Raw genomic sequence first — 24630 nt, forward strand, 5'->3', positions numbered from 1 at the left:
TGATCGAGACCATTCTTGCATCCGGAGCGCGGCAGTGCACCTGCGCGCCGGAGTTCACCACGGGCATGACGGTGCTGTCCCGGGCCAGACGCCGGGACAGCACTACGTCGATGTGCCAGCGCGATCAGCCGGCGGCGGATACCGGCGTGTTGAGCAGCTGCTGCTCCCACAGGTAGGCGATACCGCTGCCCGCGGCGTGCTGCTTGAAGACCTCGGTCACTTCGGCCACGTGCTCCGGCCGTGCCCAGTCGCGCTGCCACTCGCCGGCAAGTGCGATCCACGTCATGACGTTCGCGCCGGCGGCGATCATGCGCTGGATGGCGACAGCGTGCGCTTCAACCGACACCGCACCGCAGGCATCGGTGATGACGGTGACGTCCCAGCCTTCGCCCAGCGCCTGGATCACCGGCATGGCCACGCAGATCTCGGTCCACAGGCCCGCGATGATGAGCTGCTTGCGGCCGGTGGCCTTGACCACGTCCACCACGTTCTTGTCTTCCCAGGTGTTGATGAAGGTGCGGTCGATGACCTCCTGGCCGGGGAACACGTCGGTGATATGCGGGAAGATCAGCCCGCCGCGTTCCGCGATCACGCTGGTGAGGATGGTGGGAACGCCGAAGGCCTTGGCGGTCTTGGCCAGCGCGGTCGCGTTGTTCACCACCGCCTGGGGATCGTGGCTGTTGAGGTTGGCCAGCTGGTAGGGCTGGTGGTCGATGAGAACAAGAACGGAATCTTCGGGGCGAAGCAGCGAGGCAAGACCGTTGCGGAACGTCATGGGTTCATCCTGTTGTGGGCGGAGCGAAGCGAAGACAAACCTTGTCATCGCGGCCCGCACGCCGGTAGCCGCGCGCGGTGCCAAGCTGTGTCGCGCAATCCGGAACGCTGAATTGGCCTTGGCTGTGTCAGGCTGTGCGGGGTATCGGGGAGGTCCCAGTGGATATCGAAGACCTGCGCACATTCGTGGAAGTGGCTGACGCCGGCGGCGTGTCACCGGCGGCACGCCGGCTGGGCGTGGCCAAGTCCATCGTCAGCCGCCGGCTCGCACGGCTGGAGGCGGCGCTGGGCGTGCAGCTGCTTGCACGCACCACACGCGGCGCGGCGCTCACCGAGGCAGGGGCCACCTTCCGCGACCATGCCGCCCGTGCGTGCGCGGAGATGGACGCTGCCCGGGAAGCCATCCTGCCCAACGGCGACCTGCGTGGCCGGCTGCGCATTGCGGCGCCGCTGACCTTCGGGCCGACGCATTTCGCATCCGTCTTCGCGGACATGGCCCGGCGCCACCCGCAGCTCCACGTGCATGCCGCCTACAGCGACCGCTTCGTCGACATGGTTGCCGAAGGTTTCGATTGCGCCGTGCGCGTGGGCTACCTGCAGGATTCCAATCTGGTCGCGCGCTGTGTCGGGCCGCTCTACGGAAAGCTGGTGGCCAGCCCGGCCTATCTCGATGCGCACGGCTCGCCGGAGACGCCGGACGCGTTGGCCGCGCATGAGGCGCTGATGCAGGGCACCGAGCCCTGGCAGTTCCTCGACGGCGATACGGTGCTGACCGTGCATCCGCGTGGGCGCTTCAAGGCCGACAACGGCACGGCGCTGCTGGCGGCGGCGCTGTCGGGGCTGGGCATCGCCTGGCTTCCGGATGGGCTGACCCAGCCACATCTGGATACCGGTGCGCTGGTGCAGGTCATGCCGCGCTACCCGCCACCGCCTGCCGGCATCTACGTCATCCGCCCGCCGGGGCCGCACGCGTCGCTGAAGGTACGAGCACTGACCGAGTTGCTGATCGACTGTTTCGACACGGACCGCGACCCTAGCCCGTTTCCCAGTGAAAATTGAGGTCGTGAAGAAACGTCTCGCGTTCATGCGGGCTGGTCAGCGCGAAATTGGCAAAGTGCGCGTGCCTGATCAGGGAAAGCTCCGCGAGCATTTCCGCGTAGAGTTCCGGATCGATGCCCTCGGCACGGCGGGCTTCAATGTTCTCATTGAGCATGTCGAGGGTCGGATTGTCACCGTGTGGCCGGTGTGCAGAACCCAGGCGCCCCTTCACGCTGGATGTATTGATCTCGACCATGAGCCCGGTAAGGTCCTGGCGTAGTACGGCTCGCAGTGTCTTGAGCTTGCTGGCACGGGTGAAATCGGTGCCCTTGAAGATCGCGTTGTAGTGCGGTTTGAAGTGATTGATCAGTGCCGCCTCGGCCAGTGCGATGCGTTCCTTGCGGGAAAGCACCGCCGTGGCGATCTTCTGCAGGTGCTGCCGCTCCTGGTCCTGGCTCGCCTGCGGCTGCAGGCTGAAGTCGCCGCCGGTGCTGAGGAAGTTCCGCTGGTGCTCGAATCGATAGAGCAACAGGAGTATCTCGCGCTCGGGATGGAACGTGTGGTGTTCCGCCAGAATGGTCTGGAACGTCTCGTGCCGCCGCAGGCGGTCAACGGCGGTGCGTGCGCGTGTGCGCCCCATCCCTTGTCCCACGTACAGCACCTCCATGTCGCACGCCTCGATCGGCAGCGGCGAGGTGGACCGGGCGATCAGCGCGTTGACAGGGAAGATGAACGATCCACCGTCAGGCTGGTCTTGCTTGAGCACTACGTGCGTGCCAGAAAGGGACGTGCCAGCAATCAGTTCGCTCGGCGGCACCGTGATATCACGCGGTAGTGGACAGGCGAAGGGCGCGGCGAATCGTTCCTCATGTTGCGCCAGGTTGAAGGTGCCGTAGAGCGTACCGTTGTCCAGATGCGCGTGATCAACGTATATCCGGGCACGCGACGCGATCAGGTATAGGTTGCACCCCTGCAGCAGGTCACGGACCTCCGGGCGTTGATCCGCATGGCGCAGGTCGCCCGGGGTCAGTACGATGGGATCGCTGGAGTGGAGGTGAAGTGCACCTTCGGTTACGTACAGCCGGTTCGCCATTCTTCTCGTCCTGGTGATTGCCAAGACGATGTTAGGGGCTTGATTCGATCACGCAAGGTTCGATACGACACATGAACGCCACCATTTATCACAACCCCAGGTGCGGCACCTCGCGCAATACGCTCGCGCTGATCCGCCACGCCGGTATCGAGCCGGAGGTGATCGAATACCTGATTCACCCACCCACTCGCGCGCGCCTGGCCCAGCTCATCGCCGACGCCGGACTGCACGTACGCGATGCGATCAGGCAGAAGGAAGCCCCGTATCTGGCGCTGGGCCTGGACGATGCCGCGCTCAGCGACGATGCGCTGCTGGATGCCATGCTGGCGCAGCCGATCCTGATCCAGCGCCCTCTGGTGCAGACCGAGCGCGGCACGCGTCTGTGCCGCCCGTCGGAAGTGGTGCTGCAGATCCTGCCGCCGCTGGCGACGCCGTTCACCAAGGAAGATGGTGAGGTAGTGGCGCCCTGAGGGTTGGTCAGCGGCGCTCGCCGAGCAGTGCGCGCACGCGCGTTGCCAGGGCGTCCAACGCATACGGCTTGCCCAGCAACTGCACGCCCGGTGCCAATACGCCGTCCTGCTCCAGCGCGTTGCGGCTGTAGCCACTGGTGAACAGCACCTTCAGGCCCGGGCGGCGCCGGAGCGCCTCGTCGGCCAACTCGCGTCCGTTCACTTCGGGCATCACCACGTCGGTGAACAGCAGCGCGATGTCCGGGTGGGCATCGATCAGCTTCAACGCCGCCGCCGCACCGTCGGCGGCCAGCACCGGGTAGCCCAGCTCGGTCAGCACGTCGATGGACAGCTGGCGCACGGCGGGCTCGTCTTCAACGATGAGGATCAGCTCGCGGTCGTTGGCCGTGCCGCCAGGACCCGTGCCTGTACCGCCTGCGCCGGGCACGTCGACCGGACCGGTGTGGCGGGGCAGGTACACCTTCACGGTGGTGCCCTGGCCGACCTCCGAGCGGATCTTCACGTGGCCGGATGACTGTTTGACGAAGCCGTACACCTGCGAAAGCCCCAGCCCGGTGCCCTGTCCCACCTGTTTGGTGGTGAAGAACGGCTCGAACGCCTTGGCGATCACTTCGGGCGGCATGCCGGTGCCGGTATCGGAGACCACCACCGTGACGTATTGCCCGGCGGGAACGCCGGGGTGATCCGCGGCCGCGGCGGAAGATATCTCGCAGTTTGCCGTCTCCACGGCCAACCGCCCGCCGCCCGGCATCGCATCGCGCGCATTGACGGCCAGATTGAGGATCACGTTCTCCAGCTGGTTGGCGTCGGCATGGATCCACCACAGCCCTTCAGCCAGCGCCGTTTCCAGGCGCACGCTGCGGCCCAGCGAGTGCGCCAGCAGGTCGGACATGCCGGCCACCAGCCGGTTCGCATCCACCGGCACCGGCTGCAACGGCTGCCGGCGCGAGAACGCGAGCAGGCGCTGGGTGAGCTGGGCGGCGCGGCGCGCGCCGTCCAGCGCCATGTCGATGTAGCGCTTGGTGCGCGGGTCGCTGTCGCCCAGCCGCGTATCGAGCAGGTCCAACGGCCCCATGATGGTGGTGAGCATGTTGTTGAAGTCGTGCGCGATGCCGCCGGTGAGCTGGCCCACCGCCTCCATCTTCTGGCTCTGCCGCAGCGCGTCCTCCACCCGGGAGCGCTCGGCGACTTCCTCCGCCACGCGGCTTTCCAGGTGCTCGTTCAATTCCTGCAGGCGCGCATCGGCCGCCTTGCGGGCGGTGACGTCGATGGCCACGCCCAGCACGCGCACGCAGCGGTCGCCCTCGAACAGGCCGCGGCCCTTGGCTGCCACCCAGCGCACCACGCCATCCTCCTTGCCGACGGTGCGGTATTCCACGTCGTAGTGGGCACGCAACTGCGGGTCGGCGGCGGCCGCGAAGGCGGCGCTGGTAGCGTCGCGATCCTCGGGATGCAGGCCGGCGTAGAAGTCATCCATGGTGACCTCGGCATCGGCTGAAATGCCGAACATCGCCTTGGTACGCGCCGGCCAGATCAGCACATCCTGGACCAGGTCCACGTCCCAGAAGCCCATGTCACCGGCCTCGGTGGCCAGGCGCAGGCGCTCCTCGCGGTCGGCCAGCGCGGCCTCGGCGGCCTTGCGTCCGGACAGGTCCAGCATGGCGCCGATCATGCGCAGCGGCTCGCCTGCGGGGCCGCGCAACACGGCGCCCCGGTCCAGCACCACGGCATGGCTGCCATCCGCACGCTGGAAGCGATACTCCTCCGACCACGCCGTCTGGTCGCTGTCGATGACGGCATGGATGCCGTGCTCCACCCGCTCGCGGTCGTCGGGATGGATGTGGTCCAGCCACCACTGCGCGCTGGTCTCGCTCAGGGCATGGCCGAACAGCGTGGCGAGCGCCTCGTTCCAGACCACGTGGCCATCGGAAATCCGCCAGTCCCAGATCGCGTCATTGGTGGCACGCGCGGCCAGCCGATAGCGTTCCTCCACTTCGAGATGGCGTGCCTCGGCGGCCTTGCGGTCGGTGATGTCCAGCGAAGTGCCAACCAGGCCCACGATGGTGCCGTCGGCATCGCGCAGCGGCGCCTTGGTCGACAGCCACTGTGCACGCCGCCCATCGGGAAAGCTCACTTCCTCTTCAAGTTGCTCGGTCTGGCCGCTGGACATCACCCGTTCGTCGGTGCGCATCACCGCTTCGGCCTGCGCCGGGTCGCCCAGCAGCTCGGCGTCGGTGCGGCCCACGTACTGCTCCGGGGGCATGCCAATCAGGTCGGTGGTGCCGCGGTTGCCGATCAGGATCCGGCCTTGGCGGTCCTTGGCGTACACCACGCCCGGCGCGGCCTCGACGAAGGAGCGCAGCAGGGTCTGGGCCTGGTCGCGCTCGGCTTCGATCCGCCGGCGGTGGTCGATGTCGATGAGCACGCCCGGAAAGTTCACCGGCTTTCCATCGGCGTCCAGGTCAACCCGGCCAATGGCTTCTATCCAGCGGTACTGACCGTCGGTGCCACGGGTGCGGTACTGGTGCGCGTAGCGGCCACCGGTGCGCAGGGCGTCGGCGATGGCCTGCTGGAGGCCCGGGCGGTCCTGCGGGTGAACCCCCGCCACCAGCTCATCCAGGCGAAGGTTGGTGCGTGACACGGCCGGTTCCAGCCCGAAGGCAAGGGCCAGGGCGTCGTCGATGGTCACGTTGTCCTGTTCCACATCCCAGAACCAGGTGCCGATGATCGCGCCGGCGGCGAGTGCCATCTTGACGCGTTCGGTGTCGCGCTCGGCGTGGCTGTCTGTCGAATCCGAAGGGTTCAAAAGGTCTACTCGCGGTCGTGGGGTCAGGCCCGGGGGTATCCCTCCCCGTGGCCGGCAACATGGGGCTGATGCAATGAAGCGGTGCTGATTATCGCCGCAGCGCGTGGTGATGGCGTATTTTCCCGCAGCGACCGAGGCTGAACCGTTGGTGTGACGGAAAAACGCAAACGGCGGGACCCCCCGAGGATCCCGCCGCCTGTGCCCAACGTTGGTTGTATCAGAACTTCCAGCCCACGCGTGCGTAGTAGAAGCCGCCATTGAAGCCGTACGGCGAATGCACCGGGTACTCGGCACCGGCCACGCCGCTCCAGGGGTTCTTGGCCGGCACACGGTCGAACAGGTTCTGCGCGCCCAGGCTGAAGTACAGCCCGGAATCGAACTTCCAGCCCACTTCGGCATCGACGATCAAGGCGCTGCCGCCGTAGATCGGCAGGCCACCGTCATCGGCGGAGATCACGCCGCTGTCCAGGTGGTCCTCGTACCAGGAGCTGTAATAGTTGAAGCGCAGGTTGGCGTGGAAGATCTGCCGCTGGTGGTTGATGCTGAAGTAGCCCTTGGTCTTGGGCAGCGACTTCTCCAGCTTGTATACCCGCGCCTCGTCGATGAAGTCGGGGTTGAAGCGGTCCACCTTGGTGCGGTTCCAGTTGGCGGCCAGCGAGTAGGTGGTGGTGCCGCCGAAATGGTCGGTGCGGTAGCTGGTGACCAGGTCCACGCCGGTGGTGGTGGTGTCGAACGCATTGCCGAAGTAGGTCACCTGCGAGATCGACGCCGCCTCCGGGTTGCCGCCGGCGACCAGTGCCGCGCGCTCTTCCGGGGTGACCGCGAAGCTGGTGCTGAGCGCGATGCGGTCTTCCACCTTGATCTGGTAGCCGTCCAGGGTGAGCAGGTAATCGCCTTCGGTCCAGACCGCGCCGAAGGAAATGTTCTTCGATTCTTCCGGCGTCAGCGGGCGGGCACCCTTGAGCTGGGCGATCGGGTTGGTGGGCGGCAGGGTGGCGATGTCTTCCAGCGCGGTGCCGCCGAACACGGTGCTGATCTGGCTGATGTTGGCCTGGCCCGGAGTCGGCGCACGGAAACCGGTGTTGTACGCACCGCGCAGGGCGAAGTGCTCGTTGAAGTCGAAGCGCCCGGTCACCTTGCCATTGGTGGTGCTGCCGAACGAATCGTAGTCTTCAAAGCGCAGCGCGGTGGCCAGCAGCAGGCGCTCGGTCACCTGCGCTTCCAGGTCGACATAGGCGGCCCAGTTGCGGCGGTCGAAGGTACCGGCGGTGCGCGAGCTGAAGCCGTTGAAGCCGTTGGAGCCCAGCGCGAAGCCCTGCTCGGTCAGCGGGCCGATGGCGGTGGACGGGCCATCGCCGGGGCTGATCTTGAAGCTCTCCTCACGCCACTCGGCACCGGCGGCCAGGCGCAGTGGCTGGCTGGTGAAGCTGGTGGCGATGTCGCGGCTCACGTCGACGTTGACGCTCTTTTCGGTCTGGGTGTTGCCGCCCGGGCGGAAGTACAGGCCCGCCGGCTGGGCCGGGCCGAGCGAAGCGTTGACGGTGTTGTAGATGATGAACTCGATATCGTTGCGGCCCCACGAACCGCTCACGTCCCAGTACCACTCGCCCAGGGTGCCCTTGGCGCCGGCGAACACCGAGGCGTCTTCCAGCTTGCCGCCGAAGCGCGGCGTGAAGCCGCCGGGCAGGCTGGACAGGAAGGTGTAGCAGTTGGCCGGCAGCGCGGCCACCGCACCGCTCACCGTGGTGTAGGGCAGCAGGGTGCCCGCACCGTCGCGCAGCGGAATGGTCGGGCACGCGCCGGCGCCGGTAAGGTTGCCGACCAGCAGGGTGTCGCCCCCGTCGTTGGAATACACGCCCGAGCGGGCGGTGGGGTCGCGGAAGTAGAAGCCGCCGTCGACGTCGCGCTTGGCGTAGTTGCCGAACAGGTACCAGTCCACGCTGTCGGTGGTGAGGCCGAGGTTGGCGACCAGCTTGAGATCGTCGTCGACCTTGGGCGAGCCCCAGACCTGCGCGGGCTGGCCCACGCCGGGGTAGCCGGCGGCGATGGCCGCCGCCGCGTCGTCGCGCTGCACGCTGCGCGAGGTGTCGTCGGCGTTGCGCCATTCGGCGGTCAGGGTGGCGAAGCCGCGTTCGGTCAGCGGCAGGCCGATCTGCGCCGAGTACGTGGTGGTGAGCCCGTCGCCTTCGTAATACTGGCCGGCGAAGGCTTCGACGGTGCCCCCTTCGCGCAGCTTCTTCAGGCCGAAGTTGATCACGCCGGCGATGGCATCGGAGCCGTACTGGGCCGCTGCACCGTCGCGCAGCACATCCACCTGCTCCAGCGCCAAGGACGGGAACACCGACAGGTCTGGCCCCTGCGCGCCATCGGAAAGGCCATGGCCGAGGAAGGTGATCACCGCCGCGCGATGGAAGCGCTTGCCGTTGACCAGCAGCAGCGTGTTGTCCGGCGGCAGGCCGCGCAGGTTGGCCGGGCGGATCAGGCTGGCGGCATCGTCGATGGGAATGGTGCTGACGTTGAAGGAGGGGACCAGCACCTTGAGCTGGTCCAGGGCATCGGTGGCGCCCTGGTTGCGGAATTCCTCACCGCTGATGATGTCGATCGGCACGGCCGACGACGAGACGGTACGCGGCTTGGTGCGGCTGCCCAGCACCGACACCGTGTCCAGGGTGGAGGTTTCGCTGCTGCCCGGGGGACTGCTGTCCTGGGCGGCCGCGACAGAGCTGGTGACCAGCAGTGCAGTGGCCAGGGCCACCTTTACCGCAGATGCCAATGGCGAAAATGCTGTTGGAGCGTGAACACACTTGCCTATGCCGTAGTTCATGCATGCACCTTGCAGTCAGAGTCGAAGTTGTCGTTCGGTTAGTCGTTCATCCCATTGGTTCTCCCTGCGCGCCGGGGGCTTTTTGGTGCGCTGCACGAAGAATTAACAGAACGTAAACCGTACTGCAACGAATCTTTCGTTTTGAAGATATTGCATGGGTTATCGGTCACAAAACGAGCTTGCATTATTGCCATAAGCACGTAATAGTTGCCTAAAGCAAACGAATGGCCGTCCTCATGTCCCAGCTGCTCAGCACTGCCATCGCCCAGGTTCGCGCGTTCAACCGCTTCCACCCGCATCACATGGGTGCGTTCGAAGCGGACATCCCGGAAGGGTTCTCACTTACCGAAGTGCGGGTGCTGGGCGAGTTGGCCGAGCGGCGGGGCGTGACCGCCGCCGAACTGTGCCGCGGGCTGGACCTCAATGCCGGCTACCTGAGCCGGCTGTTGAGCAGCCTGGAAACGCGCGGCCTGGTGACCCGGCAGGCGGCCGCCGCCGACGGGCGGGCCAGTGCGCTGGGCCTCACCGATGCGGGGCGCGATGTGTTCCAGCAGTTGGATGCCGCTGCCAATGCCCGCGTCGGCGAAGCAGTGGGCGCGCTCAGTGGCGCCGCCCAGCAGCGGCTGGCCGACGCGCTGCGCGAGGTGCAGACGCTGCTCGCAGGTGCACGCGCCGACTATGCCCTGCGTGATCCACGCCCGGGCGACATGGGCTGGATCGTGCACAAGCAGGGCGCGTTGTATGCGCGCGAATACGGCTGGAACGCGACCTTCGAAGCGCTGGTGGCCGACATCGTGGCGCGCTACATCCGCGAGCACGACCCGCAGACCGAACGCTGCTGGATTGCCGAACAGGACGGCACGCCGGTCGGCTCCATCTTCGTGGTCCGCCACGATGCGCAGACCGCCAAACTGCGGCTGCTGTACGTGGACGCCACGGCGCGTGGCCAGGGCATCGGTCATCGCCTGGTAGCGGAGGCCATCGGCTTTGCGCGTGCGGTGGGCTACAAGCGCATGGTGCTGTGGACGAACGCCGCACTGACCGACGCCCGCCGGTTGTTTGAGACCACCGGCTTCGAGTTCCTGACCGAACAGCAGGAACAGCTGTTCGGCAAGCCGCAGGCATCGCAGCTGTGGGCGCGGGATCTGTAACGCCAGCACTGCGTGCGCCAGTAGAAATACGGTACTGGTGGCGTCTACGCGTTGTTACCATCCGGGCGAAGTCCCTGCCGGTGCGGCTGCGTCGGCATTCCACAGATGGCTTGCACCACGCTCTGGAGATCACCGCCGTGAGTACTTCGATGCCGCGTGTTGTCCGTACTGCCCTGGTGTTGTTGACCGCCCTGTCAGCGCTGACGGCCTGCCGCCGCGAACCCGACGCGGCCCCTGCACCCGCCGCGCAGCCGCCTGCGGCTGCCACCGCGCCGGCACCAGCTGCATCACCCCCACCGGCAGCGCAGGTGCCCGAGCCCGGCAGCGTGCCGGTGACGGCCGACAATTTTCCGCGCGCGGAGAGTGATGTGTACTTCGCCTCCACGGTCAAGGATGGTGGCCTCGGAAAGTTCGTACATCGCCGCGAGCCCACGGCGATCGACAACCAGAGCGTCATCCGGATGAACCGCGACACGCTCTACTCTGCGGCGGTCTTCGATCTGGATGCCGGGCCGGTGACCATCACGCTGCCGGATGCGGGCAAGCGTTTCATGTCGATGCAGATCATCGATGAAGACCAGTACACCACGCAGGTCGCGTACAAGCCCGGCGCCTACACCCTGAGCCGTGGCAAGGATGGAACGCGCTACGTCATCGCCGCGGTGCGCACCCTGGTCGATCCCAACAACGCCGAAGACGTGGCACAGGTGCATGCCCTGCAGGACGCCATCAAAGTGCAGCAGGCATCCCAGGGCAGCTTCGATGTGCCGAAGTGGGATGCAATCAGCCAGGGCAAGGTGCGCGAGGCCTTGCTGGCGCTGGCCGCCACGCTGCCCGACACGCGGCACATGTTCGGCACGCGCGAAACGGTGGACCCGGTACGCCGGCTGATCGGGTCGGCCTCGGCCTGGGGTGGCAACCCCGATGCCGATGCCATGTACCTCAACGTCACCCCGACGAAAAACGACGGAAAAACGGTCTACCGCCTGCATGTTGCCGATGTGCCGGTGGATGGCTTCTGGTCGGTCAGTCTCTACAACGGCAAGGGCTACTACGAGCAGAATGCGCAGAATGCGTACACGCTCAACAACGTGACCGCGAAGAAGAACGACGACGGTTCGGTGGACATCCAGTTCGGCGGCTGCGACGGGCAGGTGGCCAATTGCCTGCCCACCATGGAAGGCTGGAACTACATGGTGCGTCTGTACCGGCCACGGGCTGAGATCCTGGAAGGCCGCTGGACCTTCCCCGAGGCGGTACCGGTGTCGTAGCGCCGGCAGGTCAGTGCGGCAGGTACTTGGCCAGCACCACGCAGGCCACCAGCAGGCCGATGACCACCACGCGGTAGCCGTTGAGCGAGAGGAAGCCGAACAGCTGGACATCCGGCGAGGCGAACTCGTGGCGGCAATACGGGCAGCGCACGCGCAGGGCAACCGTGCGCTTGGCGAATGGCGTGTAGAACGCCGGGACACCGCCATTCAACAGCGCCTTGCGGCCGTCGAACTGCGTCGCGCAGCGGGGGCAGGTAGCAGTAGCGGACATGCACGGGCCTTGGCTGGGTGGATTACGATGCGGTGGCCACCCGAGTATGGCATGGCCCGTGGGCAGGGTAAGCTTCGCGTGACCCTACGCCTCGCAAGGACTGCACCGTGGTTGCACGCGATCCGCACACTGCCGTACGCCCACGGGGAAGCCGGTTGTGGCTTTCTGCGCTGGTGGCGTTCCTGCTGCTGCCATTGGCCGGCGTTGCGGCGGAGAGCCCGACATTGCACTGGTCGCTACCAGCGGACGCGTCACCGGCAACGCGCGATGCCGCCCTGGCGGCACTGGCGGTGGAGCTGCTGGAACCGCCAGCGGCCAGCAGCCTGACCGACATCCAGCGCAGCCAACTGCTGCTGGTGGCCCGTCGCCCTACGGAAGCATCCGTGACCATCGCGCGCCTGCAGCAGTCGTTCCGCGATGCGGGCGATGCAGCGCGGGCGCAGCGTTGGGTGCCGTACCTGCTGTATGCACAGGCACGCGCGGATACCGATGACACCCTCGACGCGGCCTACGACCGCGCGTTCCGCGCGCATTTCGCACGGCTCGACGATCTGGCGGCGCTGCAGACGCATTATTGGTTCGTGACGAATCTGTCCGCCGCCGAGATCGAGCTGCGCGACGCGCTGGCGGCGCAGGCAGGGAAATCGATCATCACGCGTGATGCGGCGCTGGAACTGCTGCGCCAGGCTGCATTCGTACAGACCTACGCGTCCACCACGACCCTGGCGCCGGCATTGATCGAGGAAGACGAGCACCGACGCTTCGAGATCGACGATGACGTGCGCATTCCCGTGAAGGACGGGGTGGTGCTCTCGGCGCATGTGGTCCGCCAGCGCAGCGTACGCACGCCCCAGCCGGCGGCCATGATGTTCACCATCTACACCAACCCGCAGAAGAACCGCAGCCAGGCCGCGTTGGCCGCCGCACGCGGCTATGTCGGCGTGGTAGTGGACGCGCGCGGCAAGCGCAACGGCACCGGGCAGGTGGCGCCCTATGAAACCGAGGGGGAGGACGCCAACGCGGCCATCGACTGGATCAGCCGCCGGCCCTGGAACAACGGCCAGGTGGTGATGTACGGCGGCAGCTACAGCGGCTTTGCCGCGTGGGCCGCCGCCAAGCACGCGCATCCCGCGCTCAAGGCCATCGCCCCCTACGTGGCGGCGATCCCGGGCTTGGGCCTGCCGATGGAGAACAACGTGTCCCTCTCGGCCAACTATGCGTGGCCGTTCTACGTGGCCAACACCCGCCTGCTCGACAACGACACCTACAACCAGCGCAGCCGCTGGGACGCGCTCACCGAAAACTGGTATCGGTCCGGCCGCCCATACCGGCAGATCGACGCGGTGGATGGAACACCCAACCCATGGCTGCAGCGCTGGCTGGCCCATCCCGACTACGACGCCTACTGGCAGGCGATGGTGCCCTACGGCGATGACTACGCGCGCATCACCATTCCCGTACTCTCCGTCACCGGTTACTACGACGACGGCCAGATCTCGGCACTGGAATACTTCAAACAGCACACGCGGCGCGTACCCGGTGCCGACCACCGCCTGCTGATCGGGCCTTACGATCACTTCGGATCACAGGCGTCGGTGAAGGCGATGGAGCTGCGCGGCTATACAGTAGACCCGGTGGCACAGTTCGACACCCAGGGTATTACCTTCGAATGGTTCGACCATGTGCTGCGCGGCGCACCGCTGCCTGCGCTGCTGTCGGACCGGATCAACTACCAGTTGATGGGCGCCAACCGCTGGGAACACGCCCCCTCGCTGGACGCGGCGGCGGGTGCGTACCGCGTGTTCCACCTCACCAGCACGCGTGACGGCGACCGCTACCGCCTGAGCGAACAGGCGCCGCACCAGCGCGATGCCATCAGCCAGACGGTGGATTTCGCGGATCGCAGCACCCAGCGCCATTCCTACTATCCCTATCCGATCGTGCGCGATGGGGTGCCGACCGATGGTGGCCTGGCCTTCGTCAGTGACGCATTTCCCGCGCCGGTCGACGTGGTCGGCAGCTTCTCCGGGGATCTCAAGATCCGTATCAACAAGCGCGACGTCGACCTGACGGTGACGCTGTACGAGCTGATGCAGGACGGGCGGGTGATGCAGCTGTCCTACTTCGTTGGCCGCGCCAGCTACGCCCGCGACATGACCCGCCGCCAGCTGCTCACGCCAGGCCGCTGGACCACGCTACCCCTGCAGCGCACGCGCATGACCGGGCGGCAACTGGCTGCCGGCAGCCGCCTGCTGGTGATCGTGGACGTGCTCAAGGACGCGCAGCACCAGGTCAACCACGGCACCGGCCGCGACGTCAGCGACGAGTCCGTGGCCGATGCGGTCGAACCACTGAAGATCGACTGGCACCCGGACAGCGTGCTGCGCATTCCGCTGCGGGAGAAAACCCCGCAAGCGGCGAACTGACGACGCGCATCGAGCGTGCATGCATGTGGCATGTACGCGTGATGTGCGACTATTTTTCACATGATGACATCTACAGACGCTGATCCAGATTCCGTGCAGGCCACGCAGGCACGACGCCGTTCGCCGGCACGCAGGTTTCGTCGCTGGCTGGCGTGGCTGCTGATTCCAGCGGTGCTTGGCATCGCGGGGTTGGCACTCTGGAACAGTGACTGGTTGAAGGCACCGCGCGCGATGTGGGAACTGTCGCGCATGCCGCCGCCCACATCGCTGCCCGTGCCGGTGGAGGGGGTGGCGGCGCGGCGCATTGCCGACACCTTTGGCGCGCCGCGTGGGCGCGACCGTACCCATGCCGGTATCGATATCTTCGCCAAGCGGGGCACGCCCGTGGTCAGTGCCACGGCGGGCGTGGTGGTGGCGGTGCGGGATACCGGCCTGGGTGGTCGCCAGGTGTGGGTGGTGGGGCCGGCGCGCGAGCGCTATTACTACGCGCACCTGGAGGATTGGCGCGCCAATATGGTGGAAGGCGAGGTGGTGCAGGAGGGCACGGTGCTGGGGTATGTGGGCGACAGCGGTAACGCCGCCGGCACGCCACCGCACCTGCACTGGGGCATCTATGGTGCCAACGGCGCGTACGATCCGTTGCCGCTGTTGCGCGCACCGCGCACGACCAACGGTCGTGCGCTACCCGGTAGGTAACGACCGTTGGTCGTTACGCTTGTCGTCCCGACGCCGGCCCGGACACATGCGCATGCCCGCGCACGTGCCAGCGCCACGGGAACTCCACTGCACGCCGGATGCCGATGCGCGGGCCCGCTACCGGATCTTCGGGTGGTAGCAGGCCATCGGACACGATGCGGATGCCACGGTCGTTCTTCACCAGGTCGGCGCCATCGAATGCCTTGGTGATGCCCATCGCCTGCGACAGACGCCCCGGACCGCTGGCCAGCTCGCGGTCGCGGCGGATCGCCGGGCGCGCCGCGCGGATCAGGTCCAGGCCATCCACGGGTTCCAGCGCCCGCAACAGCACGCCCCAACCCTGACCGACCTCGCCGCACACCGCATTGCTGCCCCAGTGCATGCCGTAGGTGAAATACACATACAGGTGACCGCATTCGCCGAACATGCTGGCGGTACGCGCGGTCATGCCGCGAAAGGAATGTGCCGCCGGGTCCTGGTCGCCCGCATAGGCTTCCACCTCCACGATCCGACCCGCGCGCCCATCGTCGCGCACCAGCAGCTTGTTGAGCAGTTCCGGCGCCACTTCGGTGGGATGGCGGCGGTAGAAACCGCGCGGCAGCGTTCGCCAGCGCGAGGGCGGCAGCAGCTTGGGTGATGCATCGGTGCGGGTCATGGCGGGGTCCGGGACGGCTGTCCGCAGGATGCCTCCGTTGCCGTCGTGATGGCATCAAGCCACCGCCGAGGCCGGGCGGACGTCGCCATGCGGGGATTCCGGGCACGCGCCGCCGTCATCGTGCGGTCGTCTGCGCGGGCTACAACATGCGCAGTGGATGGCGCCGGGCGGCCGCCTGAAGAAGAGGCCCTAAAGTCTTCGAAAACGCGGCCGATACAGAGGCGTCATTCCGCCTGGAGTCCGTGATGTCGGCCGTCCCCCGCCGCCTGCTGCTGTCCCTCACCCGTCGCGGTGAGCCCCTTCCTGCCGTGCTTGCCGTGTCGCGCGGGCTGTCGGCGCTGCGCCGGCTCAGCGTGGCCCGCAAGCTGAAAATCAGCCTGGTGGCGTGCGCCTCGGGCCTGCTGCTGGTGGCCATCGTGTATGCGTGGACACGGTACAACAGCGAACGCGCCGCCGATACGTTCGCCACCCACCAGCAGGCCACCAGCCTGATGGCGGCGCTGGAGGTGCAGGTGGCCGACGCTCGTCGCCTGCAGACGCGTTACGCGGCCAGTTTCGATGATGCTGACCGCCAGGCACTGCAACAGGCCCAGCAGCGTCTGCAGAGCACGCTGACCGAGCTGCAGCGCGCCGCGGCCGGCAACGGCAGCGCGCCGGCGCTGAACGCGCTGGCCGCACGCATCGGCGAGTTCGCCGACGGCATCACCGCATTGAACGCACGTGTGGATGAGATGGGCCGGGGCGACGCAGGTTTGCGCGGGCAGGTGGAGGCAGCGGCGGCCGCCATGGAAACGGAACTGGGCGGTGTGCAGCGCCCTGCGCTGGACGCGCAGTGGCAGGCCATCCGCCGACAGGAGGCCCTGTTGCTGCTGACCGGCGATTCGGCGCATACCGACCGCGCCAGCGAGGCCAAGCTGCCGTTCGATCTGGCCGTCTCCGCGCCCGGCGTGCCGGCCGACCGGCAGGAGGCACTGCGTGCCGCGATGGACGGCTATCAGGGCGCCCTGCTGGGCTACACCGCTGCCCGTGTCGGTCTGGATCTGGAGGCCCAGTCGCTGGCGGACACCGCCGACCAGATCGCCCCGAGCCTGGCACAGCTCCAGCAGACGCAGGCCGCGTCCCTTGAGGCGGCCCGCAGTCGCCTTCAGGGCCAGGCGCGGGCGATGACCGCGCTGTTCGCGCTGACCCTGCTGCTGGTGGCCACGCTGCTCATCGCAACCCTGCTGCTCACCCTGCATGCGGTGAAGCGCCCGATCGCCGACACTCTGCGCTTTGCCGAGGACATCGCCGACGACCGGCTGGACACGACGCTGACCGTGTACAACCCGCATGACGAGTTCGGTCAACTGGCGCAGCGCCTGCAGCACATGCAGGAGCGTCTGCGCAGCCGGATCGAGGCAGAGCGCGCGGCCGCGCGCGACAACACCCGCGCGCGCCAGGCACTGGACTGCGCGCAGACCGGGCTGATGGTGCTGGAACCGGACGGGCGCATCGGCTTCCTCAACCAGGCGCTGTGCAAGGCGCTGGACTGCAGCCCCGAGCAGTGGCGCGACCAACCTGCACAGGCGCTGCACCCGGTATTCGCCGTCGGCGTGGCGCAGCTGCAGCGCGGGCAGGGCAGCACGCACGAGATCGAACAGAGCGGGATTCGTTACCAGTTGGTGCTCAACCCGATTCTCGACCAGGACCAGTTGCTGGGTGCGGCCGTGGAGTGGCGCAGCCGCGCGCTGGAGACCACGGTGGAGACTGAAGTGGCCGCGCTGGTGGATGCCGCCGCACACGGCGCGCTCGACGCGCGCATCGCCGTGCACGACAAGCAGGGCTTCGTGCTGACCCTGGCGGTGAGCATCAACCGCCTTCTGGATACCTTCCAGGGCAATCTCGCCGGCCTGCAGGCGCTGCTGTCGGGCCTTGCCCGCGGCGATCTTGGCGTACGCATGCAGGGCGATTTCCAGGGGGTGTTCGCGCAGATGCGCGACGACGCCAACGCCAGCGTGCAACAGCTGACCGACATCGTGGCACGCATCCAGCAGACCACCGGGGCGATCAATGGCGCGGCAGGCGAGATCGTCGCGGGCAATCGCGACCTGGCCGAGCGCACCGAGCGCCAGGCCGCGCACCTGGAAGAAACCGCGTCGTCGATGGAGGAGCTGACCGCCACGGTGCGCCAGAACGCGGAGTCGGCCCAGCAGGCCAACCAGCTGGCGGTGGATGCGGCCGGCATCGCGGCGCAGGGCGGCACCTCGGTCGCGCAGGTGGTCACCACCATGCACGACATTGCGGCCTCGTCACGTCGCATCGGCGACATCACCGGGGTGATCGATGGCATTGCCTTCCAGACCAACATCCTGGCGCTCAATGCGGCGGTGGAAGCGGCGCGTGCGGGCGAGCAGGGCCGGAGCTTCGCGGTGGTGGCCAGCGAGGTGCGTCTGCTGGCCCAGCGCAGCGCCGATGCCGCGCGCCAGATCAAGACGCTGATCGAAACGTCGGTGGAGAAGGTCAGCGCCGGTACCCGCCAGGTCGATGAGGCCGGCGCGACCATGGGCCGCATCGTCAGCAGCGTCGAACAGGTCACTGCGATCACGGCGAGCATCTCGGCGGCGTCCCAGCAACAGAGCGAGGGCATCGAGCAGGTCGGCAAGACGCTGCTGCAGATGGACGGCAGCACGCAGCAGAATGCGGCGATGGTGGAAGAAGCCTCGGCCTCGGCGCAGGCCATGCAGCGCCAGGCGGCGTTGTTGTCCGAAGCGGTGGCGGCCTTCGTGCTGGCGCGCCCTTCGACAGCGGTGCGCGGCGCGAGGGCGGCGGTGGCGTGAGGCGTGTGTGATCGCCATGTCGATGGGTGCCTGCAAACGGCAGGCGCCCCCGGAGGTATCCTGCGTGGATGAAGACCCGTCCCAAATCCCCTTCGTCCACGCGCGCCGATGCTGCCTTCGTCCGCGTGCGTGGCGCGCGCGAACACAACCTAAAGAATGTCGATGTGGATATCCCGCGCGACGCGCTGGTGGTGTTCTCCGGCATCTCCGGTTCCGGTAAATCCTCGCTCGCCTTCGGCACGCTCTACGCCGAGGCGCAGCGGCGCTATCTGGAATCGCTGTCGCCATACGCGCGGCGCCTGATCGACCAGGTCGGCGTGCCGGACGTGGACGCCATCGAAGGCCTGCCGCCGGCTGTGGCACTGCAGCAGCAGCGCGGTACGGCCAGCGTACGCTCCAGCGTGGGCAGCGTGACCACGCTGTCCAGCCTGCTGCGCATGCTGTACTCGCGCGCCGGCACCTACCCGGCGAAACAGCCGATGCTGTACGCCGAGGATTTCTCGCCCAACACGCCGCAGGGCGCCTGCCCGAACTGCCATGGTCTGGGCCATGTGTACGAAGTGACCGAGCAGTCGATGGTGCCCGACCCCTCGCTGAGCATCCGCGAACGCGCCATCGCGGCGTGGCCGCCGGCCTGGCACGGGCAGAACCAGCGCGACATCCTGGTCACGCTGGGCTACGACGTGGATGTGCCGTGGCGCGACCTGCCGAAGAAGCAGCGCGACTGGATCCTGTTCACCGAAGAGCAGCCGGTGGCGCCGGTGTATGCGGGCTTCACCCCGGCAGAGACCCGCGCCGCGCTGCGCCGCAAGGAAGAGCCCAGTTACATGGGCACCTTCAGCGGCGCGCGGCGCTATGTGCTGCATACCTTCGCCACCACCCAGAGCGCGATGATGAAGAAGCGCGTGGCGCGCTACATGGTGGGCACGGTGTGCCCGGTCTGCGATGGCAAGCGGCTCAAGCGCGCCTCACTGGCGGTGACGTTCGCCGGGCTCGATATCGGCGCGCTGTCGCAGCTGTCGCTGGCCGCGATGGCCGAGGCGCTGCGCCCGGCCGCGGAGGGCCGCTTCGAGGCGCCCGCCGCACGTGCCACGCGCAGCCGTGCCGCCGGCCGCAAGGCCGACCAGCAGCGCGTGGCGGACGGTGGGCATGCGCACACCGGCAGCAGCGACGTGCGCCGCACCCCGGATCTGTCCGAGGAAAAGCGCATCGCGGCCCAGCGTATCGCCCACGACCTGGTGGAGCGCATTGGCACGCTGCAGGCCCTGGGTCTGGGCTACCTGTCGATGGACCGGGCCACGCCCACGCTTTCACCCGGCGAGCTGCAGCGCCTGCGCCTGGCCACCCAGATCCGCTCCAGCCTGTTCGGCGTGGTGTACGTGCTCGACGAACCCACCGCAGGCCTGCACCCGGCCGATGGCGAGGCGCTGTACCACGCGCTGGACCAGCTCAAGGCCGGTGGCAACACACTGTTCGTGGTCGAGCATGACCTGGAGATGCTGCGCCGTGCCGACTGGCTGGTGGACGTAGGGCCTGGGGCCGGTCAGCACGGCGGGCAGGTGCTGTACAGCGGCCCGCCGGACGGGCTGCGCGGCATCAAGGCGTCGGCCACGGCCGCCTACCTGTTCGCCGATGCCACCGTTGCGCGGCGCACTCCGCGCACCCCATCGGGCTGGCTGGAGTTGCGCGGGATCCACCGCAACAACCTGCACGGGCTGGATGCGCGCTTCCCGCTGGGTGCGTTCTGCGCGGTCACCGGTGTGTCCGGCTCGGGCAAATCCAGCCTGGTAAGCCAGGCGCTGGTGGAACTGGTGGGCGAACACCTCGGCCACGAACCGGTCGTTGCCGAGGCTGACGACGAGTTGCCGCAGCCAAGCCGCATCGAGCGTACGCGCGGCCGGCTGCATGCCGGGCATACCGCGATCCGTCGGCTGGTCAACGTGGACCAGAAGCCGATCGGACGCACCCCGCGCTCCAACCTGGCCACCTACACCGGCCTGTTCGACCACGTGCGCAAGCTGTTCGCAGGCACCCGCATGGCCAAGGCGCGGCGCTACAGCGCCAGCCGCTTCTCCTTCAACGTCGCCCAGGGCCGCTGCGAAACCTGCGAGGGCGAAGGCTTCGTGCACGTCGAGCTGCTGTTCATGCCGAGCGTCTACGCGCCGTGCCCCACCTGCCACGGGCAGCGCTACAACGCCAAGACGCTGGAGGTGGAATGGAACGGCCGCACCATCGCGCAGGTGCTGGCGATGACGGTGGAGGAGGCGCTGGCGTTCTTCGCCGATGAAGCGGTGGTGCAGCGGCCGCTGCAGCTGCTGCGCGACATCGGCCTGGGCTACCTGCGGCTGGGCCAGCCGGCCACCGAGCTGTCGGGCGGCGAGGCGCAGCGCATCAAACTGGCCACGGAGCTGCAGCGCAGCCAGCAGGGCAGCAGCCTGTATGTGCTCGACGAGCCGACCACGGGCCTGCACCCGGCCGACGTGGACAAGCTGATGGCGCAGCTGCACGGGCTGGTGGAGGCAGGCAATACGGTGGTGGTGGTCGAGCACGACCTGCGCACCGTGGCCGATGCGGACTGGGTGATCGATGTGGGCCCGGGCGCCGGCGAAGAAGGCGGCCAGATCGTGGCGGCGGGAACGCCGGAGCAGGTGAGCCGCTCGACGGCGGGGAAGACCGCTGGGTACCTGAGGCGGTTTTTTAGTCGGTAGGTGCCGACCGTTGGTCGGTACTGCCCACCCACCGTTCGATTTCCCCGGGCGCGAACGGCCCGAGCTTCTGCTTGATGATCTTTCCGTCCGCACCCACCAGCACCGTGTACGGCAACAGCCCCTGCCCATTGCCCAGGAGAACGCTGGCATCGTCGGGCGCCGGCTGTTCGATCACGATCGGGTACTTCACCGGTACGCGATCAAGGAAGTCGCGCACGCCATCCGGTGTATCGATGGCCAGGCCCACCACCTGCACGCCGTCAGCCGGCTGCGCCGCAGAGAATGCGGCCAGCATCGGCATTTCTTCCACGCACGGGCCGCACCAGCTGGCCCACACGTTGATCAGCAGCGGACGGCCGCCGAAGCCGGCGAAATCCACCGGCGTGCCGTCCACGTCGGGCAAGGTGATGGCCGGCATCGCATCGCCCGGCTTGGCCGGCACCGCCGCCGGGCGGTCCACGGCCGGAAAGCGGGTTTCCTGCGGCGTCGTGGCAACGTAATACATGCCGGTGCCCAGCCCCAACACGGCGGCGAGCGCCACCACGCCCACCATCCAGGCGGTGCGGGGCGGCGGCGTGCTCATCGCGCCGTGCGCAGCAACGCTTCTTCCACCAGTGCCTGGGTCAGCACGGTGGGCAGCACGGTGGGCGGCGCGCCCGGGCCATACACCACGTACAGCGGCACGCCGACCGCCTTGTGCTCTTCCAGGAACGCGGTGATTTCCGGGTCCACGTTGGTGTAGTCACCGCGCATGTACACCGCGTTGGTGCGGCGCAGGGTGTCCTGGAAGCCGTCCGTGCCCAGCACCGCGCGCTCGTTGGCCTTGCAGGTCACGCACCAGTCGGCGGTCATGTTGACGAACACCACGCGGTTGTCCTGGCGCAGGCGGTCCAGCATCTGCGGCGAATAGGCCACCACGTTGTCGGTCGTATTGCGCGCGGCCTTGGCCGGCGCGTCGATGCGGGTGACGCCCCACACCGGCACCAGTGCGGCAATGAGCAGCAGGCTGGCCAGCAGCGCACCGACGCGATGGCTGCGCCAGCGGCTGCGCTCGAACCACCACAGCGCCAGGCCCAGCACCACCAGCCCGGCCAGCACCAGCGCCATGGCATCCACGCCGCGCTGCTTGCCCAGCACCCACAGCAGCCACAACGCGGTGGCGTACATCGGGAAGGCCAGCACCTGCTTCAGCGTTTCCATCCAGGCGCCCGGGCGTGGCAGCCGCTTGGCCAGCGAGGGCACGAAGCCGATCAGCAGGAATGGCAGCGCCAGACCCAGGCCCAGCACCAGGAACACCAGCATGGCCGGCAGCGGCGGTGCGGTGAAGGCATACGCCAGCGGCGCGCCCATGAACGGTGCCACGCAGGGGCTGGCGACCACGCAGGCGAGCACGCCGGTGAAGAAATCGCCGACCGGGCCGCTGCGCGACGCCAGCGACTGGCCTACGCCGCCAAGGCTGCCGCCCAGGGTGAACACACCCGACAGGCTCAGGCCCACGGTGAACATCAGGTACACCAGCGCGGCGATGAACCACGGGTGCTGCAACTGGAATCCCCAGCCGGCAGCCTGGCCCGCCGCGCGCAGGGTCAGCACCAGCGCGCCGATCGCCGCGAAGGCCACCAGCACGCCGGCGGTGTACCAGAGGGCGTGGCTGCGCGCGCGCTGCCGGCTTTCGCCGCTCTGCGCCACACCCAGCACCTTCAACGACAGGATCGGCAGCACGCAGGGCATCAGGTTGAGAATCAGGCCCCCGGCCAGCGCCAGCACCAGGGCCGTGAGCAGCGTGATCGTGCTTGCACCGCTGCCCGGCGGGCGCGTGCGCTGGGCATTGTCGGCACTGGCATCCGGTCGCGCGTTTTCCGCAGTGGCCGGCGCCGGTTCGTTCGGACGGATCAGCATCGGCTGGGAAGCACTGCCGGTGGCGTCGCGCGGCTGCGTGCGCTTCTCGCGCGACACCAGCGGTGCGATCACCTCGCTGCGGCGCGCGACGTCCTCGGCGCTGGCGTTGACCTTGCCGGCCGGCAGCGCCAGCTTCACGCGACGGGTCATCGGCGGGTAGCAGATGCCGTCGGTCTGGCAGCCCTGGAAGGTGATGACCAGGGTGGCCTCGGCCGCGTCGGGCACGCTGCGACGCAGCGGCAGCTTGACGTCGACCTGGTCGAAATACACCGACACATCGCCGAAGTGTTCGTCGCGGTGCGACTTGGCGGCCGGCCAGAGCGGCTTGTCCGCGCGGATGCCGGGGGCGCCTTCCAGCTTCAGCGAGGTGCGGTCGCGATACAGGTAGTAGCCCGGCGCCGGGCTGAAACGCAGCAGCACGGTGTTGCCATCGCCCACGATGGCATCGAAACCGAATGCGCGCTCGGACGGCAGCGGCAGCGCCTGGACAGTGGCCGTGCCGGGCAGGCGCAGGGCACCGCCGGCGTCGCCACCGGCCAGCGGGTTGTTGAACGGCGACGCCGCGCCACTGGCGACGGCCGGTACCACCGCGCTGTCACCGCGCGTGCTGCCGCCCGGCAGCTTCACCTGCACGGTGCGCTTCTGCGGCGGGTAGCACACGCCGGCATCGGCGCAGCCCTGGTAGCGCACTTCCAGCGTGACCGTGCCTACGTCATCGGCTGCCGTGCCCGGCAGCACGGCGGTCAATCGGTCGCGGTAGGTTTCCACTTCGCCGAAGAAGTCATCGTGGTGCTTCTTGCCGGCCGGCATCTGCAGCGCCTCGGCGCTGAAGCCCGCATCAGGCTTGACCGTAGTGCGGTGGCGGTAGAGGTAATAGCCGGGCGCGATCTTCCAGCTGACCTCGATGCGGTCGCGGTCGCGTGCCTGGGCGCTCAGCCCGAAGGCCTCGTCCACCGGCAGCAGGTCTTTCTCGCTGACGGCCAGCGCCGGCAGGGACACCACGAACAGCGCGCACAGCGCGCCAATACGGCGAAGCAGCGTCATCAATCAGTTTCCTCTCGGGTCTGTGCCCGAATCCAATCCAGGTACGCCGGCAGGCCGGCGCGGGTTTCGACCGCGATGCACTCGGGGAGTTCATACGGATGCAGCACCTGCACGCGCGCGATGGCGGCGTCGAGGCGGCTGCCGGTGGTCTTGATCAGCAGTTGGACCTCATGGTCCTCGGTGACCTCGCCGTGCCAGCGATAGGTCGAGTGCGCGCCGTCCAGCCGGGTCACGCAGGCGGCCAGGCGCTCTTCCACCAATGCATGTGCCAGCCGCGTGGCGGTGGCCGCGTCGGGGCAGGTGGTGAGAAGAATGAATACGGGATCGGCTGTCGACATGACCGCCGAGTATAGAGATCGAAGCCTGCCGATGCCGGCCGGTCCCGCAAGGGAACCGGCCGACACGGGTCAGACGCGGTGGGGGGGGGGGGGGGGGGGGGGGGGGGGGGCGGCCGGGGCGGGGGCGCGCGGGGGGGGGGGGGGGCGCGGGGGGGGGGGGGGGGGGGGGGGGGAGGCGGGGGCGGCGGGGGGGCCGCGCGGGGGGGGGGGGGGGGGGGGGGTTTGGGGGGGGCCCCCCCCCCCCGGGGGGGGGGGGGGCGCCCCCCCCCCCCCCCCCCCCCCTTGGGGGGGCCTCTACCGGCTTGTTCCGCGACGTATTAGAGCTTTTATTCCTTGGGGGCGGCTGGATC

Annotated in this window: 17 protein-coding genes; 8 read left to right on the forward strand and 9 right to left on the reverse strand. The window is 68.1% G+C overall.

From position 1 onward, the window contains the following. Window positions 1–124 precede the first annotated feature (124 nt). Window positions 125–775: a hydrolase gene (locus ACOZHM_RS05715; RefSeq protein ID WP_421568076.1), complete on the reverse strand. Its 651-nt coding sequence runs from the start codon at window positions 773–775 to the stop codon at window positions 125–127. A gap of 158 nt (window positions 776–933) precedes the next feature. Here ACOZHM_RS05715 and ACOZHM_RS05720 point away from each other — a divergent pair, with 158 nt between their 5' ends. Then, the gene (locus ACOZHM_RS05720) at window positions 934–1833 is read left to right on the forward strand and encodes a LysR family transcriptional regulator (RefSeq protein WP_421568077.1); all 900 of its coding nucleotides are present in this window, start codon (window positions 934–936) and stop codon (window positions 1831–1833) included. Here ACOZHM_RS05720 and ACOZHM_RS05725 read toward each other — a convergent pair. After that, the gene (locus ACOZHM_RS05725) at window positions 1808–2905 is read right to left on the reverse strand and encodes a hypothetical protein (protein ID WP_421568079.1); all 1098 of its coding nucleotides are present in this window, start codon (window positions 2903–2905) and stop codon (window positions 1808–1810) included. The two genes, ACOZHM_RS05720 and ACOZHM_RS05725, sit on opposite strands and share 26 nt — an antisense overlap. A 71-nt stretch (window positions 2906–2976) precedes the next feature. On the opposite strand from ACOZHM_RS05725, the gene arsC reads away from it, so the two are divergent. Next, on the forward strand, window positions 2977–3375 hold the full coding sequence (gene arsC / locus ACOZHM_RS05730; protein ID WP_421568080.1) for an arsenate reductase (glutaredoxin): 399 nt from the start codon (window positions 2977–2979) through the stop codon (window positions 3373–3375). A 7-nt stretch (window positions 3376–3382) separates the two neighbouring features. Here the strand turns inward: arsC and ACOZHM_RS05735 are convergent, their stop codons facing one another. Together ACOZHM_RS05735 and ACOZHM_RS05740 are read right to left on the reverse strand one after the other, a co-directional pair. Next, window positions 3383–6181: a PAS domain-containing protein gene (locus tag ACOZHM_RS05735; RefSeq protein WP_421568081.1), complete on the reverse strand. Its 2799-nt coding sequence runs from the start codon at window positions 6179–6181 to the stop codon at window positions 3383–3385. 217 nt (window positions 6182–6398) lie between these two features. Further along, window positions 6399–8954, reverse strand: coding sequence for a TonB-dependent receptor plug domain-containing protein (locus ACOZHM_RS05740; RefSeq protein ID WP_421568082.1), 2556 nt, complete (start codon window positions 8952–8954; stop codon window positions 6399–6401). 287 nt (window positions 8955–9241) lie between these two features. On the opposite strand from ACOZHM_RS05740, the gene ACOZHM_RS05745 reads away from it, so the two are divergent. Continuing rightward, window positions 9242–10156, forward strand: a complete 915-nt coding sequence (locus tag ACOZHM_RS05745) for a bifunctional helix-turn-helix transcriptional regulator/GNAT family N-acetyltransferase (RefSeq protein WP_421568083.1) — start codon at window positions 9242–9244, stop codon at window positions 10154–10156. Between the two features lie 149 nt (window positions 10157–10305). Next, window positions 10306–11427 (forward strand): DUF1254 domain-containing protein, encoded by a 1122-nt coding sequence (locus ACOZHM_RS05750; RefSeq protein ID WP_421568084.1) that lies wholly within the window; start codon window positions 10306–10308, stop codon window positions 11425–11427. 10 nt (window positions 11428–11437) lie between these two features. Here the strand turns inward: ACOZHM_RS05750 and ACOZHM_RS05755 are convergent, their stop codons facing one another. Beyond that, a complete protein-coding gene (locus tag ACOZHM_RS05755) occupies window positions 11438–11698 on the reverse strand; it encodes a hypothetical protein (RefSeq protein WP_421568085.1) in 261 nt (86 codons plus the stop codon). A 155-nt stretch (window positions 11699–11853) separates the two neighbouring features. Here ACOZHM_RS05755 and ACOZHM_RS05760 point away from each other — a divergent pair, with 155 nt between their 5' ends. Both ACOZHM_RS05760 and ACOZHM_RS05765 read left to right on the forward strand, forming a co-directional pair. Then, window positions 11854–14124: a CocE/NonD family hydrolase gene (locus ACOZHM_RS05760; RefSeq protein WP_421568086.1), complete on the forward strand. Its 2271-nt coding sequence runs from the start codon at window positions 11854–11856 to the stop codon at window positions 14122–14124. 93 nt (window positions 14125–14217) lie between these two features. Further along, window positions 14218–14820, forward strand: coding sequence for a M23 family metallopeptidase (locus tag ACOZHM_RS05765; protein WP_421568087.1), 603 nt, complete (start codon window positions 14218–14220; stop codon window positions 14818–14820). 13 nt (window positions 14821–14833) lie between these two features. On the opposite strand, the gene ACOZHM_RS05770 is transcribed toward ACOZHM_RS05765, so the two are convergent. After that, the gene (locus tag ACOZHM_RS05770) at window positions 14834–15475 is read right to left on the reverse strand and encodes a DNA-3-methyladenine glycosylase (RefSeq protein ID WP_421568088.1); all 642 of its coding nucleotides are present in this window, start codon (window positions 15473–15475) and stop codon (window positions 14834–14836) included. 245 nt (window positions 15476–15720) lie between these two features. Between ACOZHM_RS05770 and ACOZHM_RS05775 the strand changes: the two genes are divergently transcribed. Then, a complete protein-coding gene (locus ACOZHM_RS05775; protein WP_421568090.1) occupies window positions 15721–18291 on the forward strand; it encodes a methyl-accepting chemotaxis protein in 2571 nt (856 codons plus the stop codon). A gap of 68 nt (window positions 18292–18359) precedes the next feature. After that, window positions 18360–20999, forward strand: coding sequence for an excinuclease ABC subunit A (locus ACOZHM_RS05780; protein ID WP_421568091.1), 2640 nt, complete (start codon window positions 18360–18362; stop codon window positions 20997–20999). On the opposite strand, the gene ACOZHM_RS05785 is transcribed toward ACOZHM_RS05780, so the two are convergent. The 3 genes from ACOZHM_RS05785 to cutA are packed head-to-tail and all read right to left on the reverse strand — an operon-like array spanning window position 20989 to window position 24280. Continuing rightward, entirely contained in the window at window positions 20989–21582 is a 594-nt protein-coding gene (locus ACOZHM_RS05785) for a TlpA family protein disulfide reductase (RefSeq protein ID WP_421568092.1), read from the reverse strand. The two genes, ACOZHM_RS05780 and ACOZHM_RS05785, sit on opposite strands and share 11 nt — an antisense overlap. Then, window positions 21579–23942 carry a protein-disulfide reductase DsbD domain-containing protein gene (locus tag ACOZHM_RS05790; RefSeq protein WP_421568094.1) on the reverse strand — a complete coding sequence of 788 codons (2364 nt, stop codon included), beginning with the start codon at window positions 23940–23942 and terminating at the stop codon, window positions 21579–21581. Before ACOZHM_RS05790 ends, ACOZHM_RS05785 begins: the two co-directional genes overlap by 4 nt. Next, entirely contained in the window at window positions 23942–24280 is a 339-nt protein-coding gene (cutA, locus tag ACOZHM_RS05795) for a divalent-cation tolerance protein CutA (RefSeq protein WP_421568096.1), read from the reverse strand. Before cutA ends, ACOZHM_RS05790 begins: the two co-directional genes overlap by 1 nt. Between the last annotated feature and the right edge of the window lie 350 nt (window positions 24281–24630).

The sequence above is a fragment of the Stenotrophomonas sp. PD6 genome (genome assembly GCF_049199305.1).
Taxonomy (GTDB): Bacteria; Pseudomonadota; Gammaproteobacteria; order Xanthomonadales; family Xanthomonadaceae; genus Stenotrophomonas.